Consider the following 13099-nt stretch of genomic DNA (forward strand, 5'->3'; position numbering starts at 1 on the left):
CCTTTCTTTGTTGACTTGATACACTGTTTTAACGAATTCTTAAAAAAAAGCTACGAATTCTAAATCGATTTATTTTCAGGGAGATAAAGTGTTAACTTTGAGTGGATCACAAAATTTTAACGCTATGTCCTTACCAAAAACCACCGTTCTAGCTGTATGCATGTTATTGTTGTTTTCCTGTAAAGGGAAGAAAATAGAACCAGACAATATTTACAAATACAAGAACTATATAAGCTATACCACTTCAGGAATTGTTTCATCCACAGAGCATATCAAAATCAATCTTACAAGGAGTATTGATCAATGGGAGACAGGAGAAGAACTACCAAAAGAAGTGATTAAAGTCTATCCCAAGACAAAAGGTAAGACTGTCTTAAAAAACAGCACTACATTGGTATTTACACCAGATCAATCTCTTAAATCAGATACAGAATATAGTGTAACAGTACAATTAGATCAATTGTTTAAAGACGTAGCAGAAGATCAAAAGAAATACACTTTTCAATTCAAAACGATCAAACCAAGCTTTACAGCCTCTACCAACAATCTACAATCATACGATAAAGATTGGCAGTATGTAGAAGGAGTCATCAAATCTGCAGATGTGATCGGTTTAGAAGAAGCAAAGAAGCTTCTAACAGTTAAGCAAGGAAAAAAAGACATCAAGATCAAATGGAATGAATCTTTTAAAAATAGTAGATACTTTGATTTTAGATTAGACAGCATTCAACGTTTTCTACAAGACTCAGAAATAGAAGTTCGTTGGAATGGTAAAGCCATTGGCTCAGACATAAAAGGAAAGGAAACGATTACAATTCCGGGCAAGAACAATTTTAAAGTAACCGATGTAGAAATTGTAAACGGTAAGCAGCAATACATAGCCATTAACTTTTCCGATCCGTTACAGAAGAACCAAAACTTCAGGGGATTAATTTCTATTCAGAATGTGCAAACCCCTAAATTTATAGTAGATGGAAATGTTTTAAAAGTATACTACAGTGGTCAAATTCCGGGAACGTCAGATGTACAAGTTTTTGAAGGAGTAAAGAATACCGATGGCTATAAACTTAAGAACGCTTTTCAAAGAGTTCTTCTTTTTGAAGAGTTAAAGCCGGAAGTTCGTTTGCTAAGTTCAGGAACTATTTTACCCAATTCACAAAATCTGAAGTTCAACTTTGAAGCAGTAAATTTAAGCGCTGTTGATATAAGAGTTATCAAGGTTTTCCAAAACAATGTGTTACAATTTTTACAGTACAATAACTTAAACAGCAGCTCAGATATCAAAAGAGTTGGTAGAAGAGTTTTAAAAAAGACAATAAGATTAATTGAAGACCCTTCACAAAACACCAAGAACTGGAAAGCCTATAGTGTAGACCTATCCAGATTATTAAAAGCCGATCCCGGAGCGATTTATAGAATTGAATTGAGTTTTGAAAAGAGCTATTCGTTATACGACTGTGATGAGAATACAACAGTTGCCAACATAGAAGAAGTAGAAGAACAATATGAAAATGATGAAGAAAAAGAAGAACTGTATTGGGATAACAAACTGTACAGCTACCGAGATTATTCATACAACTGGAGACAAAGAGACAACCCTTGTTATGACGCTTATTACAATTACACTCGCACAGTATCTCAAAACCTTTTAGCCTCCAATTTGGGAGTGATTGCAAAAAAAGGGAATCAAAAGAATTACTTTTTCGCTATTACCGATATTTTAACGGCGCAACCTATTCAAGGCGCTAAAGTTGAATTGTACAACTTTCAGCAACAGAGATTTCATCAAATGACTACAAACTCTGAAGGTGTAGCAACATACGATGCAGATAAAGAAGCCTATTTTGCCATCATCAGCAAAGCTGGAAATACAACCTACGTAAAGCTTACAGACGGAAACTCGTTATCGCTAAGTAAGTTTGATGTTTCAGGAGTAAAAACACAAAAAGGAATCAAAGGTTTCATTTACGGAGAACGAGGCGTTTGGAGACCCGGAGATTCTATTCATTTGAATTTTGTATTGAATGATAACGATAACAAACTTCCCAAAAAACATCCGGTTAAACTAGAAGTAAGAGACCCTAATGGAAAGATGATCTACAAGAAAGTTACAGTAGATAACGTTCAGCAATTCTATTCTTTCCCGTTTGCTACAACTACAGAAAATATAACTGGAGTTTATCAAGCTACTGTTTCTGTAGGAGGAGCTAAATTCAGAAAAGGTTTGAAGGTAGAAACTGTAAAACCAAACCGATTAAAGATAGATCTGGATTTTGAAAAAGAAGTCTTTTCTTCTTCCTCTCCTTTAAAAGGAAAACTTCAGGTCAACTGGTTGCATGGGGCTCCTGCAAGGAATATCAAAGCAGAGATAGATGCCAAACTGGTAAATGTAACAACCACCTTCAAAGGATATAAAAACTATGTTTTTAATGACCCAACACGAAACTATTATACCGAAGAAGTAAAGCTATTTGAAGGAAGAGTTAATGAAAACGGATCAGCCAATATCAATAAGAATATAAATGTAGGAAAGAATGCTCCGGGAATGCTTCGTATTAACTTCTTGGTAAAAGCATATGAAAATGGAGGAGATTTCTCTATTGATGCGTTCTCTAAGAAATATGCTCCGTATCCATCTTTTGTGGGATTAAGTTCACCTAAAGCAGATGACTATGGTTCTTATCAAACAGGAACAAAACATCGTTTTCAGATTGCTTCAGTAACAGACCAAGGAAAACCGATTAAAAAGAGAGAAATAGAAGTAAAGATCTATAAGATCGAATGGCGCTGGTGGTGGAATTCAGGACGAGACAATCTATCCAGCTACAATTCAGATAGATATCACAGACCCTATAAAACAATCAAGGTAACTACCGGAGAAAAAGGAATAGGAACCTTTGATGTAAACATTCCCAAAGAAGAAAGAGGAAGATACTTGATTAGAGTAATCGATCCTGCAAGCGGTCATGCCACAGGAAGAACCCTTTATTTCTATGACAACTGGTGGGAAAATTCGCCAACAGACGATAAAGAAGCTGCAAAAATGCTAATCTTCAACACCGATAAAGAAACTTATCAAGTGGGAGAAACAGCCAAAGTTACTTTTCCGTCAGCACACGTAGCCAAAGCTTTGATCAGTTTAGAAAATGGAACAGAAGTATTGCAACATCAATGGGTAAATACCAAAAAGGGAAGAACCGTAGTTGAGATTCCTATCACAAAAAAGATGATGCCCAATTTCTTTGTGAACATCTCATTACTACAACCACATGCGAAGGTTGAAAATGATTTACCTATCAGATTGTACGGAACCATTCCTGTAAAGGTAGAAGACCCTAGTACTCGATTGCAGCCTATCATAACTATGCCGGATACAGTAGAACCGGAGAAAGAATTTAAAGTAACCGTTTCTGAAAAGAACAACAAACCGATGACTTACACATTGGCAATTGTAGAAGAAGGATTATTAGACCTAACAAGATTTAAAACTCCAAACCCTTACGGAACTTTCTATGCAAGAGAAGCCTTAGGAGTGAGAACTTGGGATATTTATGATGATGTAATAGGAGCGTATACCGGAAGTATAGATCAAGTATTTGCCATAGGTGGAGATGGAACTTCATCAGCAGCTAAGAACAGAAAAGCAAATCGCTTTAAACCGGTTGTAAAATATTTAGGACCTTTTACATTGAGAGCAGGTCAAAAAACACACAACGTAAAACTTCCAAACTATATTGGAGCCGTAAGAACTATGGTTGTTGCCGGAAATATTAGCAATGAAGCTTATGGAAACGCAGAGAAATCAGTTACCGTAAAGAAGCCTCTAATGGTATTGGCATCTCTTCCCAGAAAGCTAAGCCCCGGAGAACAAGTAACCTTACCTGTTACTGTTTTTGCAACAGAAAAAAACATCAAAGAAGTATCAGTTCAATTGCAATTAGGAAACGGAATTGAAGTAGTAGGAAAAAATGAAGCCTTGCTAAAGTTCTCAAAAACCGGAGAGCAAATAACAGAATTCAAGCTAGATGTAAGCAAAGCAAACGGAATCAAAACCATAGGAGTGATTGCAAAGTCAGGATTGAAAACAGCAAAGTTTGCCGTAGAGATTGATGTTGAGAACCCAAACCCGATCACTTCTAAAGTAACCAACAAAATTTTGCAAGCCAATGAAAATGCAACAATAGACTTTGAAACATTTGGAGTTACAGGAACCAACAGTGCAGTTGTTCAAGTCTCATCAGTACCACCAATAGATTTTGACGGAAGATTAGCCTATTTAATTCAATATCCACACGGATGTGTAGAGCAAACCACATCCAGTGTTTTCCCTCAGCTGTTTATGACTGATTTGTTTGATTTATCTAGCAATAAAAAAGCAAAAATAGAATTCAATATCAAGAAAGGAATAGAACGATTAGGGCATTTTCAAAGACCTAACGGAGGAATGAGTTATTGGATAGGAGAAAACTCAGCCAATGACTGGGGATCTAGTTATGCCGGGCACTTTATGTTAGAAGCAGAGAAAAAAGGATATGTATTGCCATTTGCTTTCAAGAGCAATTGGGTACGCTACCAAAAAGAAGCAGCACGAAACTGGAAACCTAGTTATGATGATTATAGCGACTTAAACCAAGCCTATCGTTTGTATACACTTGCCTTATCAGGAAATCCGGATTTAGGAGCGATGAATCGATTACGAGAGTACGATCGAATTTCTAACGATGCAAAATGGAGATTAGCTGCCGCTTATGCTTTGGTAGGACAAAAGCAAGCCAGTAAAGCGCTGGCAAATACAGCCTCTATAGAGTTTAGCAACGGAAGCTATTCATACAGTTACGGATCTGTAACTAGAAATAAAGCGATGGCTTTAGAAACTATGGTGCTGTTAAAAGACGATAGAAGGTTTGATTTTGCCAAATCTATAGCCAAAGACCTTTCTAGCAATGATTGGATGAGTACACAAACTACCGCCTATAGTTTATTAGCCATGGGTAAAATGCTTGCAGATAATGGAGGAAAATCTATCAAGGTTGAGTACAAGATCAAAGACACAGAAAAGACCTTAAGCACACAAAGATCAATGGTAGAAAGAGAATTGAAAATTTCAGAAGGAAAGAATCAAATTCAATTGAAAAACGTAGCAGGAAATACACTGTATGTTAGTGTTATTGCCAAAGGAAAACTACCATTAGGAAATGAGATCAATGTAAAAAGAGGATTTGCTGCTGAAATCAAATACACATTGCCCAATGGTACACCTGTAAATGTAGCACAGTTAAAGCAAGGTCAAGATTTTGTAGCAACTGTTACAGTAAAGAACTTAAAGAGCGAATGGGTAAAAGACATTGCCCTTACACAACTGTTCCCCTCAGGATGGGAGATTGTAAACACACGATTTACAGACTATGGAAGTTCTGTTAACAGCAAAGCAAGATATACAGACATTAGAGACGACCGTGTAAACTTTTACTTCGATTTGGGAAGAAAAGGAACCGGAAGTGCAGAAAAGACTTTCTCAGTATTGTTAAATGCTTCTTACTTAGGAAAGTATTATTTACCGGGCATACAAGTTGAAGCCATGTACGACAATGACTATTTAGTGAGAAGCAAAGGACAATGGATAGAAGTTGTAAAATAAGAAGATGAAGATCAGCAAAACATATCTTAGAAAGCACCGTATCAAATTAACACTACTAAGCATAGGGTTAATTTGGTACGCTTTCTGTTTGCCGGGTCAACTATTTCAAGAACCTACATCTACAGTAGTTGTGAGTGTAGAAGACAAATTGCTGGGAGCTAAAATTGCGAAAGACGGACAATGGAGATTCCCTGAGAATAAAGAAGTGCCGGAGAAATTCAAGACATGCCTGGTCTTATTTGAAGACGAACATTTTTATAAGCATCCCGGATTCAACCCTGTATCTATTGTAAAAGCAATTCAACAAAATAGAGAAGCAGGAAAAATAGTAAGAGGAGGGAGTACCTTGACACAGCAAGTAATTCGCTTGTCTAGAAAGAACCCTAAACGAACCTATTTTGAAAAATTTAAAGAGATCATTTTAGCCACTCGCTTAGAAGTTAGAGCAAGCAAAGAAGAAATTCTATCGCTTTGGGCAAACAATGCACCTTTTGGAGGAAATGTAGTAGGCTTAGAAGCCGCTTCATGGCGTTATTTCAATAGAAGTCCAGAAAACCTTTCTTGGGCAGAGTCTGCAACTTTGGCTATTTTGCCAAACGCTCCTACATTGATCTATCCTGGAAAAAACCAAGAGAAATTACGTCAAAAGAGAGATAGACTTCTAAAGAAATTATTAGAGAACTCAATCATTGACTCATTAACATATCAATTATCAATTCAAGAAGAGATTCCGCCAAAACCCTATGCAATTCCACAAATAACTCCGCACTTACTGCAAAAGATCAGTAAGAAACATGAAGGGCAACTTGTTAAAAGTACTGTTGAATATCACCTGCAAAATCAAGTCAATCAAATTATAAAGCAGCACTATCAGCAACTTTCACAAAACGAGATCTATAATGCTGCTGTTTTGGTAATGGATGTAAAGACACGTAGAATATTGGCCTATGTAGGAAACACGCCAACAACCGTAGCTCATCAAAAAGATGTAGATATTATAGACAAACCTAGAAGTACCGGTAGTATTTTAAAACCTTTCTTATATGGAGCCATGCTGGACAATGGTGATATTCTACAAGAAACCTTAATTCCGGATATTCCTACTCAGATAGGAACCTATAAACCGGAAAACTTCGATCAAGAATTTGCAGGAGCCATTCCGGCAAAGAAAGCATTGGCTCGTTCATTGAATATTCCTGCGGTAAAAATGCTGCAAACCTTTGGAGTAGATAAGCTACATGATTACTTACAGCAGATGAGGTTTACAACCATTCAACAACCCGCAGACTATTACGGTTTGTCATTGATCTTGGGAGGAGCAGAAAGCAATTTATGGGATCTGTGTAAAAACTATGCGTCATTTGCCTCTACAATCAATCATTACGATGAAACCTTAGGCTATTATTCCAATGAGTTTTGCGAGCCTACGTATATAGATAACAAAGCTGTTGATTTTGGTAAGAAACAAAGAGAAAAAAATGTGATGAATGCAGCCTCTATGTATCTTACTTTTGAAAGTTTGAAAGAAGTATACAGACCCGGAGCAGGGCAAAACTGGCAGTATTTTGATTCTTCCAAAGAAGTTGCATGGAAAACAGGAACCAGTTTTGGTTTTCGTGATGCCTGGGCTATAGGAACCACAAAAGACTATGTAGTAGGTGTTTGGGTTGGAAATGCAGATGGCGAAGGCAGACCCGGATTGGTAGGAGTTCACACAGCAGCACCTATTTTGTTTGATGTATTTGATAAGCTACCCAAAAGCGAATGGTTTACCGCCCCTTTTAATGAAATGGTTGATGTAGAAGTATGTGCAAAGAGCGGATACAGAGCTACAGATATTTGTGAAGAAAAAACAAGCATGAGCATTTCGGTAACAGGATTAAGATCAGAACCATGCCCATATCATAAGATTGTACATTTAGATCAAAACGAACAATTCTTGGTAAACACCTCTTGTGAATCTCCTGATGATATAGTACAACGATCGTGGTTTGTTTTACCACCCGTTATAGAACATTATTACCAAGAGAAGCATCCGTTTTATAAAAAACTACCAGAATTTAAATCAACTTGTGTAAACACTCGTGAAGAATCCATCGCCTTTATTTATCCCAAAGAGCAAACAAAAATCTATTTACCCAAAGGCTTGAATGGAGAAAAGAATGATGTTATCTTAAAAGTAGCACATTCCGATGGCGAAGCAACTCTTTTTTGGTATTTGAATGATACATACCTTGGAAAAACCCAAAAATTCCACGAGTTATCCATACAGCCCAAAGCCGGAAAATACACACTTACCGTTATTGATGAATCCGGTAGAGAATTGAGCAAGCGCATAGAGATAAAAGCATAAGAATGTAACAGTTTTTTGGTATAGTCCTATTTGAAATATCTATAACTATAACCGATTAATTAGCACTTTTGGCATCAATATTTACTAACTTTACATCTTCAATTTATTGTACATGTCAAGAACAAAAACAACAGTAATGATTCCGGAAATCTATCGAATTGATAGTCAGATCAAACAAGATACGTATTTGATCGACGGTCAGCTAAAAAGATGGAATGGAGATACTGCCAATATATTTTCTACCATATCCAGCACAGAGTCTTATGAACAAACTTTGTTAGGAACCATTCCGCAATTAGGAGAAAAAGAAGCTATGGAAGCCTTAGATGCTGCCAGTAGAGCTTATGACAGAGGAAAAGGTGAATGGCCTACGATGAAAGTAGCTGATCGTATAGCTTGCTTGGAGAAGTTTACAGAACAAATGAAAACCAAGCGTGCAGAAGTCGTAAAACTATTGATGTGGGAGATTGGTAAATCATTGGCAGACTCAGAAAAAGAATTTGACAGAACCATTGATTATATCTACGATACGATTGAAGATTATAAGAAAATGGATCGCGATAGTGCCAAATTTCATAAAGAAGGAGGAATTCATGCACACATAAGAAGAGGTCCTTTGGGAGTTGTTCTGTGTCTTGGACCTTATAATTACCCGTTAAATGAAGCCTTTTGTTTGTTGATTCCTGCAATGATCATGGGGAATACAACCATCTTTAAACCGGCAAAATTTGGAGTTTTATTGATGTCGCCAATACTGGAAGCATTTCAAAACAGTTTCCCAAAAGGAGTAATCAATATTATTTACGGAAGAGGTCGAGTATTAGCAACACCTATTTTAAAATCAGGAAGAGTTGATGTGTTGGCATTGATTGGAAACAGTTCTACAGCCAAGGTATTACAGATTTTACACCCAAAGAGCAACAGACTACGTTTGGTATTAGGATTAGAAGCTAAGAACCCGGCAATTGTTTTACCGGACGCTGATCTAGATTTAGCTATCGAAGAATGTTTAGCAGGCTCACTGTCTTTCAACGGGCAAAGATGCACAGCACTTAAAGTGTTATATGTACATGAGAGTATTGAAGATGAATTTAACAAACGATTTAGCGAACGTGTAGATCAATTAAAATTTGGAAACCCGTGGGAAGAAGGAGTGAAGTTAACTCCACTACCGGAACCTCATAAACCTGCATATATTCAAGAGTTGATCGATGATGCTCAAGAAAAAGGAGCAAGCATTATAAATTCTAAAGGAGGCGAAACTTCTGAGAACTACATTTTCCCGGCTGTAATGTATCCGGTAAGCAAAGAGATGAGGCTTTTTCACGAAGAACAATTTGGACCGGTTGTGCCAATTGTACCTTTCAAAGATATCGAGCAACCTTTAAATGATATTGCAGACTCCAATTACGGACAGCAAGTCAGCCTGTTCGGAAAGGACATAGAAACCTTGTCTCAATTAATAGACAGTTTGGTAAACCTAGTTTGTCGTGTCAACTTAAATAGTTCTTGTCAAAGAGGGCCGGATGTGTACCCATTTACAGGAAGAAAAGATTCTGCCGTAAGCACTTTAAGCGTACATGATGCATTACGATCCTTTTCTATAAGAACCTTTGTAGCATCCAAAGACAACGAATACAACAATAAGATATTAGAAGAATTACTCGAAAAGAAATCATCTAACTTTATGAGTACAGATTATCTTTTATAAGACTCAAAAGAAGGCAGTTGATTTTTAACTGCCTTTTTTTGAATTTGTTAAATTCTTTAAAAAAATCTTTTTAAAGAGAGCTTGTGTAAAATTAATTTCTAATTTTGCTCCATGATTTTAAGTCAATATAAAATAGTACTCGCTACACCCGTACGCCGTCGCCGCTAATTCTCTACAGAGCAGCAACGGATATTACTATTTTATTTAAAATCAAATTGAACACAACATTTTTCATATTACCTTTTAACCTTCAAGTTATTTCTCAAAATAACTCAAACCGCGTACGTCGCATTTTCCCGCGTCGCCCGTAAGGGTGCACTCTATTTTTTGGAACCTAGGTGAGTCCGGTTCCGTCTTCAAAACCAATATTTAAAAAAGTACCAATTAGTTTAATTCTCCTGAGTAGAAACGAAGGAGAGAAAAATCAAAAATAATGGACATCATTATTGCTGATAAAACACATCATATCTACGCAGATATCATCTGCAAAACCATAGAGGAATCTGCCAATGTAAGAGGAACAGGTATTGCCAGAAGAACTCCTGAGTATATCATTCAAAGAATGAATAACGGCAATGCTGTTATTGCATTGGAAGGTAATGACTTTGTTGGATTCTGCTACATAGAAAAATGGGATCATGGAAAGTTTGTAGCAAATTCCGGACTCATCGTTCATCCAAATTACAGAGGTAAAGGAGTAGCCAAAATGATCAAGAAAAAGATTTTTGAGCACTCCAGATCTAAATTTCCAAATGCAAAAGTATTTAGTATTACTACAGGACTTCCTGTAATGAAAATGAACAGTGATCTAGGGTACAAACCAGTTACTTTTTCTGAGTTAACCAAAGATCAATCCTTTTGGAAAGGCTGCCAAACCTGCAAAAACTATGATGTGTTGCAAAGAACATCACAAACTATGTGTTTGTGTACAGGAATGCTGTACGATCCAAAAACAAAAAACAATCAAGACAAGAAAAAAATCAAAGTAAAAGTGTTTCAAAGATTGAAAAGAATCAAACAAAGCATTTTTCTAAAAAAGACACAAAAATGAAAAAACTCGTATTGGCATATAGCGGAGGCTTAGACACCTCGTATTGCGCCGTATACTTTTCAAAAGACCTAGGGTACGAAGTCCATGCAGTAAGTGTAAATACAGGCGGATTTACATCAACAGAGATCAATGAGATCAAAAAGAAAGCAGAACAAATGGGCGTCTTCAGTTATCAGAATATTGATGCTGTAGAAAACTATTATCAAAAAGTAGTAAAGTATTTGATCTATGGAAACGTGTTAAAAAACAATACCTATCCACTTTCAGTAAGTGCAGAAAGAATAGTACAAGCTATCGAGATCATAGAATATGCTAAAAAAATAGGTGCAGATTGTATTGCTCATGGAAGTACAGGAGCAGGAAACGATCAGGTGAGATTTGATCTGATCTTTCAGGCATTAGCTCCTGAGATAGAAATTATCACCCCAATTAGAGATCAGAAACTTACAAGACAACAAGAAATAATCTACTTAAAGTCTAAAGGAATAGAATTGCCTTGGTCTAAAGCACAATATTCTATCAATAAAGGACTTTGGGGAACAAGTGTTGGAGGAGCAGAAACTCTGACTTCTCATCTTTCACTGCCGGAAGAAGCATATCCATCTCAATTGAAAACAAAAGAATCAGAACAGCTAACATTAACGTTCTCTGAAGGAGAGCTTGTAGCTGTTAATGAAGAAGAAGGGTTGCCACAAGACCTGATAGAGATACTTAACACTTTAGCCTCACAATACGCTATTGGAAGAGATATTCATGTAGGCGACACTATTGTAGGAATTAAAGGAAGAGTTGGGTTTGAAGCTGCAGCAGCAACAATCATTATCAAAGCACATCATTTACTGGAAAAACACACGCTAAGTAAATGGCAATTGCAGCACAAAGATTATTTGGCCAATTGGTACGGAACTCATTTACATGAAGGATTGTTTTTAGACCCGGTGATGAGAGACTTGGAAGCATTTCTAGAGAGTAGCCAACAAAAAGTATCTGGAAAAGTATTGCTAAAGCTACACCCGTATCACTTCACATTAGACGGAATCATTTCTGAAAATGATTTGATGAAAGCCGATTTCGGAAGCTACGGAGAAGAGAATACAGGATGGACTGCTGATGAGGCCAAAGGATTCATCAAGATCTATGGAAATCAAAGTAAAATTTATCAAAACGTACATCAAAGAAGTAAGAAGTAAAGAGTAAGAAGTAAAGAGAAAGAAGAGTTGTCATTTCGACAGAGTGAGGAATGAACGACGAGAAATCTCATTAATTCATTTGAATCATTAAAAAACTATTAAAATGATCACAATAGGAATCATAGGAGGAGCCGGTTTTACAGCTGGAGAATTGATCAGAATATTACTGCATCATAAGAAAGTAAACATCGACTTTATTTATAGTACTTCCAATGCAGGAAATAAAGTGAGTGCTGTTCACCAAGATTTGATTGGCAGTACAGAACTGGTTTTTACCAACACAATCAACCCAAAAGTAGATGTATTGTTTTTGTGTCTAGGTCATGGAAACTCTAAGAATTTCTTAGCACAAAATACATCTTTTAACAACGTCATTATAGACCTAAGTAATGACTTTAGATTACAAGACAATGCAAAATTTCAAGGAAAAGAATTTGTATATGGCTTACCGGAATTACAAAAAGAAAAGATTCAACATGCACAATATATAGCCAATCCGGGATGCTTTGCCACAGCATTGCAACTCGCTATTTTGCCATTAGCTTCAGAAAGGCTGTTAGAAAATGATGTACATGTAAATGCTGTAACCGGTGCAACCGGGGCAGGAGTGTCGCTTTCTAAAACCACACATTTTACATGGAGAGACAATAACTTCTCGTACTACAAACCATTTACACATCAACATTTAGGAGAGATCAATCAGACCGTACAACAGTTACAAACAGGTTTTGATTCGGAGATTAATTTCCTTCCTAACAGAGGAAACTTTTCCAGAGGTATCTATGCTACAACTTATACGCATTTTAAGGGAAGCTTAGAAGAAGCTAAAGCCTTATACCATGAGTACTATAAAGATGCTGCATTTACGTTTGTAACCGATCAAGAACTGCATGTAAAACAAGTAGTGAATACAAATAAATGCTTGCTACACCTGCACAAGCACAATGACAAATTACTGATTACAAGCTGTATTGATAATTTGATCAAAGGAGCTTCAGGGCAGGCAGTACAAAACATGAACTTACTCTATGGGTTTGATGAAAAGGAGGGCTTAGAATTAAAAGGAAGCTGTTTTTAATACTGTCATTGCGAGTGAAACGAAGCAATCTTATAAATGAGATTACCAGCTCATGGCAGGCGAGCTTCTCAAGCTAAA

General features: G+C 36.6%; 6 protein-coding genes. All 6 read left to right on the forward strand.

All coding sequences use genetic code 11. The features are described from left to right. Window positions 1-124: 124 nt before the first annotated feature. The 6 genes from ACFSRZ_RS08385 to argC all read left to right on the forward strand — a co-directional run bounded on the left by ACFSRZ_RS08385 (window position 125) and on the right by argC (window position 13021). Window positions 125-5638 carry an alpha-2-macroglobulin family protein gene (locus ACFSRZ_RS08385; RefSeq protein WP_379666099.1) on the forward strand — a complete coding sequence of 1838 codons (5514 nt, stop codon included), beginning with the start codon at window positions 125-127 and terminating at the stop codon, window positions 5636-5638. A gap of 4 nt (window positions 5639-5642) precedes the next feature. After that, window positions 5643-7991 (forward strand): penicillin-binding protein 1C, encoded by a 2349-nt coding sequence (gene pbpC, locus ACFSRZ_RS08390; protein ID WP_379666100.1) that lies wholly within the window; start codon window positions 5643-5645, stop codon window positions 7989-7991. A 112-nt stretch (window positions 7992-8103) separates the two neighbouring features. Beyond that, entirely contained in the window at window positions 8104-9702 is a 1599-nt protein-coding gene (locus tag ACFSRZ_RS08395) for an NADP-dependent glyceraldehyde-3-phosphate dehydrogenase (protein ID WP_379666101.1), read from the forward strand. Between the two features lie 433 nt (window positions 9703-10135). Continuing rightward, a complete protein-coding gene (locus ACFSRZ_RS08400) occupies window positions 10136-10753 on the forward strand; it encodes a GNAT family N-acetyltransferase (protein WP_379666102.1) in 618 nt (205 codons plus the stop codon). Continuing rightward, entirely contained in the window at window positions 10750-11943 is a 1194-nt protein-coding gene (gene argG, locus ACFSRZ_RS08405) for an argininosuccinate synthase (protein ID WP_379666103.1), read from the forward strand. Before ACFSRZ_RS08400 ends, argG begins: the two co-directional genes overlap by 4 nt. Before the next feature lie 103 nt (window positions 11944-12046). Beyond that, window positions 12047-13021, forward strand: a complete 975-nt coding sequence (gene argC / locus ACFSRZ_RS08410; protein WP_379666104.1) for an N-acetyl-gamma-glutamyl-phosphate reductase — start codon at window positions 12047-12049, stop codon at window positions 13019-13021. Window positions 13022-13099: the final 78 nt, after the last annotated feature.

The sequence above is a fragment of the Pseudotenacibaculum haliotis genome (assembly GCF_042684245.1).
GTDB lineage: Bacteria > Bacteroidota > Bacteroidia > Flavobacteriales > Flavobacteriaceae > Polaribacter > Polaribacter haliotis_A.